General features: G+C 54.3%; 10 protein-coding genes. 3 read left to right on the top strand and 7 right to left on the bottom strand.

Annotated elements, in window-relative coordinates; genetic code table 11:
- Positions 1 to 41: 41 nt before the first annotated feature.
- Positions 42 to 203 (top strand): hypothetical protein, encoded by a 162-nt coding sequence (locus tag AB7M32_RS15695; protein WP_454250452.1) that lies wholly within the window; start codon positions 42 to 44, stop codon positions 201 to 203.
- An 88-nt stretch (positions 204 to 291) separates the two neighbouring features.
- A complete protein-coding gene (locus AB7M32_RS15690; protein WP_454250451.1) occupies positions 292 to 828 on the top strand; it encodes an Hsp20/alpha crystallin family protein in 537 nt (178 codons plus the stop codon).
- 203 nt (positions 829 to 1031) lie between these two features.
- Here AB7M32_RS15690 and AB7M32_RS15685 read toward each other — a convergent pair whose 3' ends face one another.
- Positions 1032 to 3404, bottom strand: a complete 2373-nt coding sequence (locus AB7M32_RS15685) for a phosphoketolase family protein (protein WP_454250450.1) — start codon at positions 3402 to 3404, stop codon at positions 1032 to 1034.
- Positions 3405 to 3766: 362 nt separating this feature from the next.
- Here AB7M32_RS15685 and AB7M32_RS15680 point away from each other — a divergent pair, with 362 nt between their 5' ends.
- On the top strand, positions 3767 to 4330 hold the full coding sequence (locus AB7M32_RS15680) for an N-acetyltransferase family protein (protein ID WP_454250449.1): 564 nt from the start codon (positions 3767 to 3769) through the stop codon (positions 4328 to 4330).
- Positions 4331 to 4400: 70 nt separating this feature from the next.
- Here AB7M32_RS15680 and AB7M32_RS15675 read toward each other — a convergent pair whose 3' ends face one another.
- The 6 genes from AB7M32_RS15675 to AB7M32_RS15650 form a co-directional block, all read right to left on the bottom strand.
- Positions 4401 to 4646 (bottom strand): DUF7740 domain-containing protein, encoded by a 246-nt coding sequence (locus AB7M32_RS15675; protein WP_454250448.1) that lies wholly within the window; start codon positions 4644 to 4646, stop codon positions 4401 to 4403.
- Between the two features lie 293 nt (positions 4647 to 4939).
- Positions 4940 to 12799 carry a calcium-binding protein gene (locus tag AB7M32_RS15670; RefSeq protein ID WP_454250447.1) on the bottom strand — a complete coding sequence of 2620 codons (7860 nt, stop codon included), beginning with the start codon at positions 12797 to 12799 and terminating at the stop codon, positions 4940 to 4942.
- 17 nt (positions 12800 to 12816) lie between these two features.
- On the bottom strand, positions 12817 to 13266 hold the full coding sequence (locus AB7M32_RS15665) for a hypothetical protein (RefSeq protein ID WP_454250446.1): 450 nt from the start codon (positions 13264 to 13266) through the stop codon (positions 12817 to 12819).
- A gap of 151 nt (positions 13267 to 13417) precedes the next feature.
- Positions 13418 to 14839 carry an HlyD family type I secretion periplasmic adaptor subunit gene (locus AB7M32_RS15660; RefSeq protein WP_454250445.1) on the bottom strand — a complete coding sequence of 474 codons (1422 nt, stop codon included), beginning with the start codon at positions 14837 to 14839 and terminating at the stop codon, positions 13418 to 13420.
- On the bottom strand, positions 14832 to 16994 hold the full coding sequence (locus AB7M32_RS15655) for a type I secretion system permease/ATPase (protein WP_454250444.1): 2163 nt from the start codon (positions 16992 to 16994) through the stop codon (positions 14832 to 14834). Before AB7M32_RS15655 ends, AB7M32_RS15660 begins: the two co-directional genes overlap by 8 nt.
- Positions 16995 to 17098: 104 nt before the next feature.
- Positions 17099 to 18508, bottom strand: a complete 1410-nt coding sequence (locus tag AB7M32_RS15650; protein WP_454250443.1) for a TolC family outer membrane protein — start codon at positions 18506 to 18508, stop codon at positions 17099 to 17101.
- Positions 18509 to 18638: the final 130 nt, after the last annotated feature.

The raw sequence follows: 18638 nt of genomic DNA, 5'->3' as shown, positions 1-18638 counted from the left end.
ACGAAGGTGACCGAACCACCCATCTCATGGAGGCCTTGATCATGACAACCCAACTGCAAGGAACAAAACCGGGCATCGCAACCGTAACACCTCATCCTTTGGCCGGTGGTTTGCACAAAGTCCAGCCCATGCGCCTGTCGCTGGGCTTGCCGATCGCGCTGTTCGCCGGCTGGCTGCTCTGGTCTGGCCAGCTCCCCTTGTAGTTTCGCAAGCGTGCATTGAACCGTCCGGCAACGGTGCCTGGCCATTGGGCCAGGCACCCGCACGGACATCACCCAAGAGGAATATCCAATGTCCAATTCAGTGAAGAAAATGCCGGTCCACACCGACGACAAAGCTCAACATCCAGCGCGAACCAATACCTGGCATCCGCTGGAAAAACTGCGTCAGCAAGTGGATCACTTGTTCGAAGACTTCAACCGCGGCACAGCGGTATCACCCTTCAGTCGTGGTTTGTTCGATGTTGAACCTTTCTGGCGCCACGATTTTTCCACCAGCCTGCCGGCCGTGGACATCAGTGAGAAAGAACAAAGCTTTGAAATCACCGCTGAGCTACCAGGAATGGATCAGAAAGATATAGAGATCCGCCTGGCTAATGGCAACCTGATCATCAAAGGCGAAAAAAAAGAAGAGAAGGAGGAAAAGAAAAAGGGTTATCACTTATCCGAACGCCATTACGGCTCGTTCGAGCGCGTGTTCAACCTGCCAAAAGGCATCGACAGCGACAAGATCGAAGCCCAGTTCAGCAAAGGCGTGCTGACGCTGACACTGCCGAAAAAACCGGAAGCGCTTAATGCGGAGAAGGTCGTGCCAATCAAGGCTGACTGATTGTTTGAACCTGCCCCTTGTCGATCCTCGGCAAGGGGCTTATTCCAGGCCCGCGCATCGTGTTCCAGCAGATACTTGCGGGCGAATACCGTGGTGCCGGGTTGAGGATCAGCAACAGACGTTGATACCGACTCATGATGGATCTCCCAGGTTAAGGCCCGTACGCCACGACGCACCGTCGATGCCGTGATAAGTACCGGCTGTCATGGCGGCGCAGGCGTCCAGCGCCAATCCAGCACCTCGGGCAAGTCCTGTCCATGTTCGATCACGTAAAGCTGATGCCTTTCCATGGTTCCCCAATAACGATTACGGGCGCTTTCCACCAACGGCCGCAGCCGCGGCACACGCTGGATGACGTCCAGGGCCAATCGATAACGATCGAGCTGGTTGATTACCAGCATGTCGAACGGCGTGGTGGTTGCGCCCTGCTCCATGAAGCCGTGGACATGGAAGTTATCGTGGTTATGGCGTTTGTAGACCATCCGGTGGATCAGCGACGGATAGCCATGGAAGGCAAAAATTACCGGCTTGTCCACGGTAAACAGCTCGTCGAACTCTGCGTCCGACAGTCCATGGGCATGTTGTTGCGGCGGCTGCAGCACCATCAGGTCCACCACATTGATAACCCGTACGCGCAGGTCCGGCACGTATTGGCGCAGCAACGTCACGGCAGCTAGGGCTTCCAGGGTCGGCACATCACCGGCACAAGCCATGACCACGTCCGGGTCTTCATCTTCCTTGCAAGCAAAGGCCCAACGGCCAATGCCGGCCATGCAATGGCGAATGGCCGAGTCGATGTCCAGCCATTGCCATTGCGGCTGCTTGCCGGCCACGATCACGTTGATGTAGTTGCGGCTCTTGAGACAATGGTCAGTCACCGACAACAGGCAATTGGCATCGGGGGGCAAATAGATACGCACCACGTCGGCACTTTTGTTTGCCACCAGGTCGAGGAACCCTGGGTCCTGGTGGGAAAAACCGTTGTGATCCTGACGCCAAACGTGAGATGTGAGCAGATAGTTGAGCGACGCGATCGATGCGCGCCATGGGATCTGGGCCGCGGTCTTTAGCCATTTGGCGTGCTGATTGAACATCGAGTCGACAATATGGATGAACGCCTCATAGCAGGAAAACAACCCATGGCGACCGGTCAGCAAATAGCCCTCCAGCCAACCTTCACACACGTGTTCACTGAGGATTTCCATCACCCGACCGTCGCACGCCAGGTCCGTATCGCCCGTTTCAAGAGCCGCCATCCAGGTCTTGCCACTGACTTCGTACACCGCATCAAGGCGATTGGAGGCGGTTTCGTCGGGGCCGAACAGACGAAAATTGCCGGTCTTGAAGTTGTGCTTCATCACATCGCGCAGGTAACCGCCCAGCACCCGGGTGCCCTGCGCCTCAATGGCGCCAGGTGCGCAAAACTGCACGGCATGATCGCTGAACCTAGGCATCTCCAAGGGCTTGAGAAGCAAGCCGCCATTGGCATGGGGGTTTGCGCCCAGACGACGGTGGCCCGTCGGCGCCAACGCGGCGATGTCAGGCTGCAACGCGCCGTTGGCATCGAATAACTCCTGTGGCCGGTAGCTCTCGAGCCACTGTTGCAATTGCATCAAATGCTGTGGCTGTTCCAGGTGACTCAGCGGGACTTGGTGGGCGCGATAGGTACCCTCCACCTGCAGGCCATCGACGAACCTTGGACCGGTCCAGCCCTTGGGCGTGCGCAACACCACCATCGGCCAGAGCTGGCGCTCCACGGCAGCTCCCGTCGAGTCCATGCGGGCCTCGCGCTGGATTTCGCGAACCTTGAGTAGCGTGTCGTCGAGGGTCCTGGCCAACTGCTGGTGTACGGCCTGCGGGTCGTCACCTTCGACAAAATAGGGATCGTAGCCGTAGCCATACATCAGGGCGGACAGCTCGTCCTCACTGATACGCGAAAGCAGCGTGGGATTGGCGATCTTGTAACCGTTGAGATGGAGAATCGGCAGGACGGCGCCGTCGCGCGCGGGGTTGAGAAATTTGTTGGAGTGCCAGCTCGCCGCCAGCGCACCGGTTTCGCCCTCACCGTCGCCGATGACACACGCCACGATCAACTCAGGATTATCGAATGCTGCCCCATAGGCATGGGCCAATGAATAGCCCAATTCGCCCCCCTCATGAATGGAACCGGGGATTTGTGCAGACACATGGCTGGACAACCCGTACGGCCAGGAAAACTGTCGAAACAGGCGCAGCATGCCGTTCTCGTTCTGCTCGATCGCGGGGTAGCACTGGGTGAAGCTGCCCTCCAGATAGCTCTGCCCAACGATGGCCGGGCCGCCATGGCCTGGGCCCGTGACAAGGATCATATCCAGATCGTGGGTCTTGATCAGATGGTTAAGGTGCACATAAATCAGGTTCAACCCCGGCGTCGTCCCCCAATGGCCGAGCAGACGCGGTTTGACATGGCCAAGTTGCAACGGCTCGCGCAGCAGGGGATTGTCCTTGAGGTAGATCTGTCCCACGGCCAAGTAGTTGGAAGCACGCCAATAGGCATCGATACCTTCCAACTGGTCGGGGCTTAGAAAATCACTCATCGCATCCTCCAGATAACAGGGGTGGCGGCGTTTCCTGCCGATCGCAACCGTCGTCGAACGGCATGCCAAGAGTGATTCTGAGGCGCTGCAATTGATCTGGACTTGACTTACATCAGAACCAGGGACGCCAGCGTGATAAAAGGCGCGGCCTGGGTCGCGCCGTCGGATCAACTTGCTCCGTACTTGCTGGACGCGAGCCCGAGCCCATGCGGTTTGTTTCTGAATCAAGTGCAGCGCAATCGACGGTTGGCTACGCCGGGGCTGATCGAGATCAGAATCGATGGCCACCACGGGCGTAAAACAGCCTGGAACACGAAGCCTTTTGGCGCACCGCATGCCTGTACCCGATGGAGGATTGATCCATGCTCACAGTCAAAGACCACAACGAACGCGCCGCCGGCCTGTATGCCAGCATCAGTGGCAAGCACTGGATTCAGGCGCTTAAAGACGGCCGGCATGTACTGATCCGGCCGCTACGGGAGGAGGATCGCCAGCGTGAATATGACTTCATCAATCGCCTGTCTCCCGAGTCGCGGCACATGCGTTTCCTGTCACAGCTCAATGAGCCGAGCGCGGCCCTGCTGGATCAATTGATGAATGTGGACTGCAAGATGTACCTGGCCTACATCGCCCTGATCCATGACAACGGTCAGTTAATCGAGATCGGTGTCAGTCGCTACTGCGCTACGTCCGAACGCGAATGCGAGTGCGCGGTGACCGTCGCCGATCAATGGCAGCGCCTGGGCCTGGGTACGTTATTGATGGAGCACCTGATCGACGCGGCACGTAAAAACGGCTACCGGCAGATGTACTCCGTCGATGCCGCGAGCAACGCCGCCATGCGGAAGCTGGCCCATAATCTGGGGTTCGAGACCCGTACCGACCCTGACGACACTCGGCAGGTCATCCACCGTCTTTATCTCTAGCCAGGACTTTGGGCGGGCGCACATTCCATGCCCCCCGCAGGAGTTACCGTCATGCCCGCGGCTTTATCGCCTAGACGCTGCAAGACGCCACTAGCCACAGAGCTGGTTCCACGGCACCGAGAATCAACGCCATTTGTGCCAGCGTCGCCAGGTTGGCCAATATTGCGGCCGCGCTGAGAATCACCTTGTAGATCAGATCACGTTTGCTGCGCGGTAGCTTCTTGAGCACGCTCTTCGCCGAGGCCCTGACGGCTTCGTCTGTTCCATGGATACGTGCCGCGAGCAGCAGCACGAGCGTGGCATCAGTGAGGTTCATGGCGAGACCCAATAAAATTCGCACCGCAGTGTACCGATACTTTCCTTTTTCGTACCAGCATGCGCATCCAACAAAACGGCACCAAGACAAATCAATATTCAGATTGCACTGCTGACACCTGCCGCCGATTAACTCCATAGGCTGATGTAAATCGGCTGCAGCCGTGTCGGGATGAGTTCAACTCATTCGATAGGCTGAAGCCGAGAATTGCAAAACTGTCCCCGCCAACGTACCTGCGCGGGAGCAGCTTATTTAAGTACCGCTTCAGTGTGACAGGAAACGGCTACGGCAACTTACTTCCAGTTTGCTGCCAGTACCGAGTCAAGCTGAGCTCGCTGATCCGTGGTAATGGTCGTTTCAGCACCTGGAACCACACCAAACGAAGCCATCGTGTCGACCAGACTCTGAACTTGACTATCAAGCAACGTTTTGCCGTCAGACAATTTCAGGGCCTCAATGTGATAAACACTGCCTTGATACCAGTTACTGACAGTCAGTTTCTCATCTCCGCCAACGATGCTCACTTCCAAATCAGACCCACTCCGGCGGAACCAAAGGTCTTGAGGGCTAAGATCCGCCCCAAGCGCTAAGGTATCGCTCATTCCGTAGCCTGGATCATACTCATTGACGGTGTCTTGACCATCTCCGCGGTTAAACAGATAGGTGTCCGCGAAGTATCCGCCGGTCAATGTGTCGTTCCCTGCCCCTCCCGCCAACGTGTTGTCTCTTGAGTTGCTAGACACCTGAATCACGTCGTTCCCGGCCTCACCGAATAACCGGTTAGTGCCGGCTCCGCCGTCAAGCGTGTCGTTGCCAGCACCGCCATAGATGTTGTCATTGCCGCTCGAGCCCGACAGGCTATCGGCTCCTGCGGTGCCTACCTGGCGTAGGCCCTTGGCTGCGATATCCGCCAGAGCCCATGACGTACCGTCGGCAAATTCGACACGCTCAAGCACGCTCTGTGTCACCACAGAAGCACTCGACGTCGTCCCGTCAAACCAGCCTTTAACTTTGACCTGGTCTATACCGTTGCTGTGCATGAACACGACGTCCGCCCCTGACTTGTAGGCTTGGATGTCGCTAGCCAGAATCCCTGCTCCGAACCTCAAGGTGTCGATGCCACCATAACCAGGATCGTACTCCGAGATCGTATCCTGACCGTCTCCCAAGTTGAAAACATAGGTGTCTGAGAAATAGCCGCCCGTTAGGGTATCGTTACCAGTGCCGCCAACCAGAAGGTTATCCCTTGAATTGGTTGCAACTTGGATCAAATCGTTGCCAGCATCACCATACAGTTGGTTAGTTCCACCTGCCGCGTCGAGTGTGTCATCCCCACTTCCGCCGTGGATAATATCGTTACCATTCCAACCGAGCATCGTGTCGGCGTTTTCCGTGCCCGTTTGATTCAATCCTGTCGCAACCATGTCGGACCAAGTCCAATACGTGCCATCGGCAAACTCGACACGTTCAATAACGCTTTGACTGACGGAGCTTGTATTCGAGGCAACGCCATCGAACAAACCTTTGACCGTCATCTGATCAGTCCCGTTACGATGAAAGAAGGTCAGGTCGGAACCGGTTCTGCGCGTGAGGATATCACTGGCTTGAATTCCGGAACCAAACCGCAAGGTGTCGATGCCGCCATAACCCGGATCGTAGTCCGAGATCGCATCCTGACCATCACCCAAATTGAACAGATAGGTGTCAGTGAAATAGCCACCGGTCAACGTATCGTTACCGGTCCCACCGGCCAAGGTGTTGTCCCTTGAATTATAAGTGACCTGGATAACATCGTCGCCTGCATCCCCAAACAACTGGTTGGTACCGGTTCCGCCATCTAGGGTATCGTTTCCGCTACCACCGTGGATGATGTCGTTACCGGACCAGCCGATCAGAGTCTCGGCAGCCGCTGTACCGACTTGATTCAGCCCCGTCGCGACAATATCCGCCCAGGTCCAGAACGTACCGTCCGCGAACTCCACGCGCTCAAGGATGCTGTTGATCGCCACACCTGCGCCGGAAGTTGCCCCGCTGAACCAGTCCTTAACCGTCACCTGATCCGTACCATTGCTATGCAGGAATACGAGGTCAGAATTGACCCTGCGGGTGGTGATGTCACTGGCGAGAATGCCCGCACCGAAACGCAGCGTGTCGATTGCTGCATTGCCCGCGTCGTAATCCGTAATGGTGTCTTTACCGTCTCCCAAATTGAACACGTAGGTGTCGGTGAAGTTGCCACCGGTCAAGGTGTCATTACCGCTACCGCCGACCAACGTATTTCCCTTCGAGGTGGTAGCGACCATGATGGTGTCATCCCCCGCATCACCGTAGAGCTGGTTCGCACCTGCGCCGCCTGACAGAGTGTCGTTGCCGTCCCCGCCCTGGATGATGTCATTACCGGACCAGCCGATCAGAGTCTCGGCAGCCGCTGTACCGACTTGATTCAGCCCCGTTGCAGCGATATCCGCCCAGGTCCAGAACGTACCGTCCGCGAACTCCACGCGCTCAAGGATGCTGTTGATCACCACTCCTGCGTCGGTAGTTGCCCCGCTGAACCAGTCCTTAACCGTCACCTGATCCGTACCATTGCGATGCATAAACACTACATCAGCACCGGACTTGTGGACCTGAATGTCGCTGGCGAGAATGCCCGTACCGAAACGCAGCGTGTCGGTTGCCGCATTGCCCGCGTCGTAATCCGTAATGACGTCTCTACCATCTCCCAAATTGAACACGTAGGTGTCAGTGAAATAGCCACCGATCAAGGTGTCATTACCACTACCGCCGACCAAGGTGTTTCCCTTCGACGTGGTAGCGACCATGATGGTGTCATTCCCCGCATCACCGTAAAGCTGGTTCACACCTGCGCCGCCTGACAGGGTGTCATTGCCGCCCCCACCGTGGATGATGTCATTACCGGACCAGCCGATCAGAGTTTCGGCTGCTGTGGTACCGACTTGATTCAGCCCCGTCGCGACAATATCCGCCCAGGTCCAGAACGTACCGTCCGCGAACTCCACGCGCTCAAGGATGCTGTTGATCACCACTCCTGCGTCGGTAGTTGCCCCGCTGAACCAGTCCTTAACCGTCACCTGATCCGTACCATTGCGATGCATAAACACTACATCAGCACCGGACTTGTGGACCTGAATGTCACTGGCGAGAATGCCCGTACCGAAACGTAGCGTGTCGGTTGCCGCATTGCCCGCGTCGTAATCCGTAATGACGTCTCTACCATCTCCCAAATTGAACACGTAGGTGTCAGTGAAATAGCCACCGGTCAAGGTGTCATTACCACTACCGCCGACCAAGGTGTTTCCCTTCGACGTGGTAGCGACCATGATGGTGTCATCCCCCGCATCACCGTAGAGCTGGTTGGCGCCGGCGCCGCCCGACAGGGTGTCATTGCCGTCCCCCCCCTGGATGATGTCATTACCGGACGAGCCGATCAGAGTCTCGGCAGCCGCTGTACCGACTTGATTCAGCCCCGTCGCGACAATATCCGCCCAGGTCCAGAACGTACCGTCCGCGAACTCCACGCGCTCAAGGATGCTGTTGATCGCCACTCCTGCGTCGGTAGTTGCCCCGCTGAACCAGTTCTTAACCGTCACCTGATCCGTACCATTGCTATGCAGGAATACGAGGTCAGAATTGACCCTGCGGGTGGTGATGTCACTGGCGAGAATGCCTGCGCCGAAACGCAGCGTGTCGATTGCTGCATTGCCCGCGTCGTAATCCGTAATGGTGTCTTTACCGTCTCCCAAATTGAACACGTAGGTGTCAGTGAAATAGCCACCGGTCAAGGTGTCATTACCACTACCGCCGACCAAGGTGTTTCCCTTCGACGTGGTAGCGACCATGATGGTGTCATCCCCCGCATCACCGTAGAGCTGGTTGGCGCCTGCGCCGCCCGACAGGGTGTCATTGCCGCCCCCACCGTGGATGATGTCATTACCGGACCAGCCCATCAGAGTCTCGGCAGCCGTTGTACCGACTTGATTCAGCCCCGTCGCGACAATATCCGCCCAGGTCCAGAACGTACCGTCCGCGAACTCCACGCGCTCAAGGATGCTGTTGATCGCCACTCCTGCGTCGGTAGTTGCCCCGCTGAACCAGTTCTTAACCGTCACCTGATCCGTACCATTGCTATGCAGGAATACGAGGTCAGAATTGACCCTGCGGGTGGTGATGTCACTGGCGAGAATGCCTGCGCCGAAACGCAGCGTGTCGATTGCTGCATTGCCCGCGTCGTAATCCGTAATGGTGTCTTTACCGTCTCCCAAATTGAACACGTAGGTGTCAGTGAAATAGCCACCGGTCAAGGTGTCATTACCACTACCGCCGACCAAGGTGTTTCCCTTCGACGTGGTAGCGACCATGATGGTGTCATCCCCCGCATCACCGTAGAGCTGGTTGGCGCCTGCGCCGCCCGACAGGGTGTCATTGCCGCCCCCACCGTGGATGATGTCATTACCGGACCAGCCCATCAGAGTCTCGGCAGCCGTTGTACCGACTTGATTCAGCCCCGTCGCGACAATATCCGCCCAGGTCCAGAACGTACCGTCCGCGAACTCCACGCGCTCAAGGATGCTGTTGATCACCACTCCTGCGTCGGTAGTTGCCCCGCTGAACCAGTCCTTAACCGTTACCTGATCCGTACCATTGCTATGCAGGAATACGAGGTCAGAATTGACCCTGCGGGTGGTGATGTCACTGGCGAGAATGCCCGCACCGAAACGCAGCGTGTCGATTGCTGCATTGCCCGCGTCGTAATCCGTAATGGTGTCTTTACCGTCTCCCAAATTGAACACGTAGGTGTCGGTGAAGTTGCCACCGGTCAAGGTGTCATTACCGGTCCCTCCGGCTAAAATATTGTCCGTTGAGTTGTAGGCAACCTGGATTACATCTTCACCCGCCTCACCAAATAGCTGGTTCTTACCAGTTCCACCATCAAGGGTATCGTTTCCACTACCACCATGGATGATGTCGTCACCGCCGTCACCATAGAGAGTGTCGCTGCCGTCGTCCCCTCTCAAGCTATCATTACCACCTTGGCCGTGCAAAGTGTCATTACCCAGCCCCCCTACCAACGAGTCAGCAGCAGCGGTTCCTGGCAGAAGGTCGTCCCCCTCAAATCCATTCTGGGCCATGGTGCTAATGAAATCTGACGTCCACACAGTTCCATCAGCGAAGTTAACTTGCTGAACTTGGTAAGAGAGACCACCCGAGGGCTCAAAGTAATATTTTATCGCTAGACGGTCTGTTGCGCCCCTCAAGGAAATAACTAAGTCTGTGCCAGATTGGCTGAGTATAATATCCTCAGGAGTAATGCCATCGGTAAATGTAATGGAGTCGAATTCGGCGACGCCTGATTGAGGATTATTAATTGTATCCTGTCCCCAATCCCTGCCGAATCGGTAAGTATCTGAACCTTCGCCACCCTCTAGGAAATCGTTCCCAACTCCTCCTATCAAGACGTCATTGCCAGTGGTTCCGTAGAGACTATCATCACCCTCGCCACCTGCAAGCGCATCATTTCCATCACCACCGTTGATTAAATCTTGCCCCTCCCCCCCATCAAGAAGGTCATCATTAGCAAGGCCGTATAACTTATCATCGCCCAACCCCCCTTTGAGGGTATTGATAGACGCATCACCCCAGATGACATCATTTCCATCGGTTGGGCGTTGTACGATCGTCTTTATTTGGTCAATTGTCCAAAAGCTGCCGTCAGCGAATACGATTTGATCGACTGCGTAACCATGATTCGCGACAGTATCCTCGTCAAAATAACTCTGTACTGTAACTGAATCCGACGTACCCTTTATCTCCAAAATCAAATCATAGTAGTTGCGCCGCACTATGATATCCGCAGCGGTTATGCCTGGGCCAAATAGCAGCTTGTCAATTTTAGAACCACTTACGTCTTGATCGGCATTGAAAACAGTATCTTTTCCGTCACCCCTACCGAATTCGTAAACATCAGCACCATCCCCTCCGGCTAGATAATCTTCACCGGTACCACCTGACAGATGATCATTACCAACCCCCCCGTAAATTCGATCATCGCCACCGAAACCATACAATGAGTCGTCTTCGGAGGTACCATTGAGAACGTCTTTGCCGGAGCCACCTAACAATCCTTGCTTGCCCAGGGTGCCCAGCAAACTATCAAATACCGGATCTCCTACGCTAGGAGCACGCTGGAGTTGATCAATCAAGTCGAGCCCAAAACTACCGAGTTCGGAAATGCTTTTTCCGAATTCGGTGACCAATACAACTCCAGCATCCTGATCCGCATCAAACTGAGCTTTTAGCTTTGAAACTATGGACGAAACATCTAAAACCACCCCACTTTCGGTCAAGCCGATATTGACGCCATCAAACAACGACGAAAAATGGGTTTGAATCATCAGCTTGCCATAGACAGCCGACATTAGATTATCAAAGGACTGGAGCAAAATAGCTGCTGCGGGGCCATGTGGATTTGGATCGCGAGTACCCCAGCACCAAGTACCGAGATAACTTTCTCCCAAGAACGCTTCTAAGGTTGCTAGCTTTCGTGCATCGCCTATTACATTGCCATAAATTTGCGTCGCACTTCGGCTATTAGGATCCAACCCTTCAACCCCGGCCCATCGGTAAATAATTTCCAACATGATATTCTGACGCTGCGAAGCATCATCTTCGATGGCGAAGGCTTTAACCAAACCTTCTAACTTTCCAGACGAATCCCTTGCCATGGCTTGACGCAAGCTATGGACGTTTCCAAATCCTTCCAACTCAGGTAATGCGTTGATTTCAGCAGACACCTGGATCAAATGACCGTCCACGGTGTTCTTTCCGTCCACGTCAAACCAAACATCATTTACAGAACGTACTGAGCCGTCAGTCCTCGTGTAGGTACCAGTCTGTCTGTGTTCATTACCATTACCATCCACCACTGCGCTTGGCACTTCACCGTTAGCATCTAACTTACCAGGCTCAAGAAAGTTTAATGACATTGATGCGACTTGGGCTTGCTCCAACGTATATAACTCACCCTCTTGAACTACGCCATCTGAGTTACGATCATTCCAAACACTCAGCTTTGCATATGCGGAATCTCGAGCATCAAAAATACCATCTTTATTTTCATCAAGGTCGGCTAGAGCAAGGAAACCATTCGCAGCTTTTTCGCCAGAAGAAAGCAGTGTATTATTACCGAACAATTCAGAGCCGTTGTCGATTTGGCCATTATTATTCCGATCCCAAACTAAAAGACCATCATCTTTACCTGCCCAAGCGGAGTGCTCTCTGAAGCCATTCGCGTCCAAATCAAAGTAAACGCCCTGGGACTCTGATGTCGTCTCTACTCCGTCACCGTCCAAGTCCAAGATCAACGGACTTCGGGTGATCTCTGCCGTATTGAATCCTGCCTCAAGCATTGCTTTGAAACCATCATCAAATTCGGTAGCTTGTGCACTGGCAGGCAAGAACGCGTCAAGGGCAGCGCCAAGAAAATCTTTGAATGCGGTCTCTTCCTCCGGACTCCAGAATGACGAACCCGTCGCCCCACCTGAACTGCCCTCATATTTTAGCGAGCCATCCAACCCCAATTGAAAACTAAAGGTTCCAAGCTCATTCGTTTCCGCATTTGTGCCAGATATGTCAATTTTGAACCCTGAACTTCCTCCCTGGACGGTATAGCTGCTGCCATCTTCCCCCGTAAATGTGTATTGCAGATCAGTATTTATTCCATCGGCAGATTGTACAGTTTTCACCTGAATCGCCTGTTGATTGGCGCTATCATAATAAGAAATGCTAACGCCTCCTTTTCCATCAGGTGTTACTTGGACATCCCCTGTGTACGTATTTAAATCTGATGTAACTTCAATGTGCGCAATCCCAGCCCCGTCGGTTGACGCTCTAAACTTCCATCCTACATTATCAAATGAACCGCTTGTTTCCCCCGCTAAAACTCCTTTTGAATCTGTTGAAAAGCTGAGATATTGGGCACCTACTCGATCTAGATCCTTCCAATAAAGCCCTAAAGAGGACTTCCCCTCACTATCAACTGACCAGACCATACCAAATTTTTCATTAAACCCGGCCTTATATGTCTGGGTGAATTTTTCGCCAAATTCAAAAGATGCTTCTACAGAGGCTGGCATATCATTATTTCCTTGAACTATTTCGCGTTCGGGTTGGTCATATTTAGGATTGCTCGTATAGCTTCATCAGACGGAGCCCCTGCGATATTAGATAGAAACCACCGTCCTTTTACTTCTCGAAAGGTAATCCACAACCCAACTACCACCCCGTCATCTCGCTCGATCAAATATGAGCGATTATCAAATATCTCGCCCCTTATTTCTTTAATGCCTCGATGCACCTTGTAAGTTTTTTGCCCCCCCAGCCAATTGGTATATGCCGCTTCGCTCTTCTCTAGCAACTCCGTTTCTTGTTTTACCCAAGGAGCGAAATGCCCGGAAAATATTTTTGGCCAGCATCCGCCGGAAAACTCGGACTCGATACACTTCACGTAGGAGCTTTCAAAAGCATCCTTATCTCCAATCGGCTCACCTGCATAGCTGAGCGATGAAAACATAGCAACACTGCAAAAAAGTATTTCCTTCATTGTCTCTCTCACGCCTCAGAAATTCATATCAAACTTTGTTTTATAGAATACAAGCAAAACCGAGCCGGCACCGTCCCATCGCAATGCAACATGCTGTCCACTCTTCTATCGTACAACTTAAGCTGGCGACAGCTCTCTATAGACACTTCACTTAGCGCTCCCGTAAGCTCTGACTAGCCGCAATCTGCAACGGACTTAGAAAGTACTCAATTACCCTACGCTGATCCGTTTTCACTTCTGCGGTGACTGCCATGCCGGGCGATAACTTTACATCCTGTCCTTTCACCCTTATACGATCCGATTCAAGCCGGATCTTACCGCTGTAAATCAAGCCACGTTTTTCGTCTTCAACAGCGTCATCAGAAATACTTAAAACCTCACCGGTAACTGCCCCATATTTGGTAAATGTAAATGTCTCTACTTTTACCGTTACGGCCTGCCCTGGATGAACAAACCCAACGTCCTTGTTTTCAAACATGGCTTCAACCTCAACCGGTTGCCCCGTAGGTACAATCGTCAACAGCGGCTGTGCCGATGTCACCACCCCGCCCACCGTATGCACATTCAACTGCTGCACCGTCCCATCTACTGGTGCCTCCAGTGTCGTCAACCCATCCTGATATTCAGCTTTGGCAAAATCCTGCTTCAATGACGCCACCTTCTGATCCGCTTGCTGTAAAAGATCCAGCATAGACCGTCGGGTTTGCGCCACCACGCCAGCTCTCCTGCGTTCAGCCTCCTGCCGCGCCGCTGAGGACTGCAACAAGCTGGCTTGTTGCACGCTCAACTGACGCTCAATGTCCAACCGCGCCTGTTCCTTTTCCAAGTAGGCATGGCGAGCGATGTACTGCTTCTCTAGGAGATGCCGATAGTCATCGGCGAGCTTGGCGACGATGGGTAGGGTCTTCTGCAAGCTGGCGACCTGACCCCTTGCCGACTGTATGTCGGCTTGGCGCTGAGCGATCTCGGCTTCAGCAGTCTCCAAGCCGCTGCGATACTCTTGGTACTGGCCTTGCAGCCAGCGCTCCGCAGCCAGCACATGCTCGGGATCCGCGCCCCGAATCGCACCATTCAGAGTTCTTGGCGCTCGCTGGTGGTCAATGGCATCAAGCATGGCGCTTGCCCGAGCGCTGTCGATGCGGGCGGCTAACAGGTCGCTTTGCACACGGCCCACATCCGCCTCCGCGGCAGTAGAGTCCAGCTCCAACAGCAACTCACCGGCTTTTACCGTCTGACCATCGCGCACATGAATGGCTTTGACTACAGCCGTTTCACTGGATTGGATAACCTTGCTCTTACCACTTGGAATGATTTTGCCAGTGGCTGTCGCCACTACATCAATCTTGCCAATACACGCCCAAGCCAAGGCTAATGCAGCGAAACTCATGATTGCCCACATGAACACACGAGGCGCCGGATGTGTCGGACGATCCTGTAGCTCAAGAGAGGCCGGCAAAAACTGTATCTCATGAGCCAGGCGCTTCGGCGCATCCATACTTCGGCGGGCCTTCCAGGATTCGCGTAAGACGTGCCGATACCGTCGCAACAAGCCTGTCGTTTCAGCGTTAGACATTGCTGGCTCCTTGCTGCAACCGATACAAACGTGAGTAATGCCCAGCCTGGTGACTCAAAAGTTCGGTATGACTGCCCTGCTCGACAATCTGGCCGCGATCTACCACGACAATGCGATTGGCATCCCGCACGGCTGAGAGCCGGTGGGCAATGATGATGACCGTGCGGCCCTTGCAGATGTCCTTCATGTTCTGCTGCACAACGCGCTCCGACTCATAGTCGAGTGCACTGGTGGCTTCGTCGAAAATCAGGATCCTGGGGTTACCCATCAATGCGCGAGCAATGGCGACCCGCTGCCGCTGACCACCGGACAGCGAGGCACCATGCTCACCCACCACGGTGTCATAGCCTTCGGGAAGCTCCAGGATGAACTCGTGGGCGCCTGCGAGCTTGGCCACTTGGATAACCTTTTCCAGCGGTACTCCGGGATCGGCAAGTGCGATGTTTTCACGGATGCTGCGAGCGAACAGCATGTTGTCCTGCAGCACCACACCAATCTGCCGGCGCAACGAAGAGACGTCTGCCAGCGCCAGATCCATACCGTCCACCAGTACGCGCCCCCGCTCCGGGACATACAACCTTTGAAGCAGGCGGGTCAAAGTACTCTTGCCAGAGCCTGAGCGTCCGACGACGCCGATCACCTGTCCCGCCTCAATGCGAAGGCTCACTCCACGCAGGATCTCCGCCCCATCAGGTCGATAGCGGAAGTGCACCTGATCGAACTCAATGTGCCCCCGAATCGGGGGCAGCGAACTACGCGTCGCCTGAGCCATCTCGGTGCGAGTATTGAGGATGTCACCCAGGCGCTGCACGGAGACGCCGGTCTGTTGGAAATTGGTCCACAGTTGCGCAAGACGCATGATTGGTTGCGCTACACGACCAGCCAGCATGTTGAAGGCAATCAGTTGACCTACCGACAACTGCCCGTCGATGACCAACCGAGCGCCCACCCACAGGGTCGCCACCGTGACCAACTTGCCAATCAGTGACACGCTTTCGTTAGCGATGGTAGACAGCGTCTGGGTTTTGAAACCAGCCGCCACGTAACCGGCCAGTTGGTTGTCCCATTTACGGATGGCCTGGGGCTCGACGGCCATGGATTTAAGGGTATCGATACCATTGACGGTCTCGACCAGAAACGCTTGGTTCTCGGCGCCCCTGGCGAAGCTATCGTTTAACCGTGAGCGCAGTACGGGTGTGATCAGCACCGACACCAGAATATAAAGCGGCAACGACGCCAGGACGATGAGGGTCAACCAACCGCTGTAGTAGAACATCACCGCCAGGAACACGACGGAAAAGAGTATGTCGAGGACCAAAGTGATCGCATTACCGGTGAGGAAGCTTCGGATGTTCTCCAACTCCCTGACCCGCGCCACGGAGTCGCCAACACGCCGGGCCTGGAAGTAAGCCAGGGGAAGCGTGATCAGGTGCCGGAACAACTTGGAGCCCAACTCCACGTCAATGCGACTGGCCGTATGGGCAAACACATAGCTGCGTAGCCCCGTCAAACCCGACTCAAACAGCATGACCACAGCCAAACCCACTGCAATGACGTCAAGGGTGGTCAGACCGTGGTGCACCAACACCTTATCCATCACCACTTGAAAGAAGAGCGGCGTCACCAGCGAGATTATCTGCAGCACGAACGAAACCAGCATGATTTCGCCAAGCAGTTTTCTGTACTTAACGATGGCTGGAATAAACCAGGTGAAGTCGAATCGAGAGGATTCGCCGGGCATATTTGCCTGCGAGCGAATCAGTAGCAATTGGCCCGTCCAGCGAGATTCAAGCGCCTCAAAAGTAATCACTTCTGGTCGCTGCACAGCTGGGTTATGAATCAACACCTTGCCTTGGTCTAGGCGCGCGATGATGAAAAATGCCCCATTCACATCAGTAGCGATGGCTGGCAACGGTGTGCGATGAAGTCGGTCGACGGTGGTGCTCGCGGCCTTGGCTTCGAGACCAAGCTTACGGGCCGCTAACACCATATCCGCCTGACCAAAGAGGTGACCGACGCCCCCAAACTCATGAGCGAGTTGCTCGGCGGAAGCCGCGACTTGATGAAACCTGGCAAGCATCACAAGAGACGCTAAGCCGGTGTCAAATTGGGGCGCATTTTCAGGCGTTGATTCGCCCGCTTCGCTTTCAATCATTGCGGTTACAGATTCCTTGCGCAGGCGACAGCCCGAGCCTCTGGCACGATAAAACCATGGTTAAGAAAACATCTATGCCTGGGGAGGCATCAAACAGAATCCATTCAAACTCCCGGAGGAAGGAAATCTCGCTCCGGCACGTAATCCTGCTTCAAATAGACAGATAAGGATTTGAGGTCATCAACGCTTAACGTCCCTGCGGCCTGCTTCAGCTTCAGGTTGTCGATAATGTAGTCATAGCGCGCGTTGTTATAGTCGCGAACCACTGCATACAATTGCCTCTGCGCAGTCAGCACATCCGCGATATTTCGCGAGCCGATATCGACTCCGACTTGATTGGCCTCGACTGATTTTCTGGCAGAGACGATGCCTTGGCGACGTGAAGCAATTTGCGCGATGTCTGTATTTACACCCCTGAACGCGTTTCGAGTATTCAATACGATCTCACGACGTCGATCTTCCTTTTGGTCCTGACTTTCCAAAAGCCGCTCAACCGACTCTTTAACTTTGGAGCGGGTCATTCCGCCTGAATAGATTGGAATATTCAGCTCAATGCCGATGCTGCTTTGCGAAACATTGTCACGATAGCCATTGCGGCCAAAGTCGGTAGGGTTGCTGTAACCGAAACTGTCGTTGTCACCCTTACGGTAAGAGGCTACGGCATCGATCGTAGGTAAGTGGCCTGCTTTTTGTTGCTTGAGTGTTTGGGCGGCGGCTTGCTCCGCTTGCTCACTGGCTTGGAGCTGCAGATTCTGACGAACCGCTGTGTCGACCCAGGACTGCGCCTCATTAGGCACTGGGGATTCGACCGGGAGTTGATGACCGATTCCAGAAATGGTTCTGTAGGATTGGTTGGTCAAACGACCCAATGCTTCATACGCATCGTCAACCTTTCGCTGCACAACTTGCCGATTCGCCTGCACATTGTCATAGGCTGCTTGAGCGTCATACACATCAGTGATGCTTGATGCTCCGTCTTCCAACCGGCCTTGCGCCTGGTCACGCTGATGGAGCAAAGCGGCTTCCTCAGCTTGGACGGCAGCCAAAGCATCAAGCTGACGCAGTGTCTCGAAATACGCTTGCGCAGCAGTCAACGCCAACGATTGCACCTTAACCGAAAGCTCCAACTCTGCTTGAGCGACACTCGACTCTGCCGCCTTCAATTGAAACCACCGGTCAATGCGAAAAATTGGCTGACTGAGATTGGCGCGAAACGTGGTCCCGCTGCGCTCTCGACTGAGGGAGGGTTCGTCGCGCTCCAAACGAACTGTTTCTGAGGTTGCACCAGCCGTCAAATTGGGCAGCAGACCGGAGCGCGCTTGGGGTACCGCTTCGCGCTGAGCCAGATAGGCGTGGCGAGCCGCAGCCAGTTGTGCATCGTTTTTAAATGCAGACTGATACACACCAATAAGGTCGGCGTGATCCGAAGAAGAACTATCAAAAGACAAAGCTAAAGAGCTCAATGTGCAGCCCGCAACAAGTACACATTGGCAAACCGAGTTAATGAGATTCATTACTTCTTATCCAGGAAGCGATCAACTTAAACTTCATTCCATTAGCTCGGCTTAATGCCTTAAAACTTTACTTTTTCCTACATCTAGAAAAGCCCGTTCCCTGGCATTCGCGCAAAACCAAGGACCCAAT

The sequence above is a fragment of the Pseudomonas sp. R151218B TE3479 genome (genome assembly GCF_053629195.1).
This window is presented reverse-complemented; position numbering and strand designations above follow the sequence as displayed.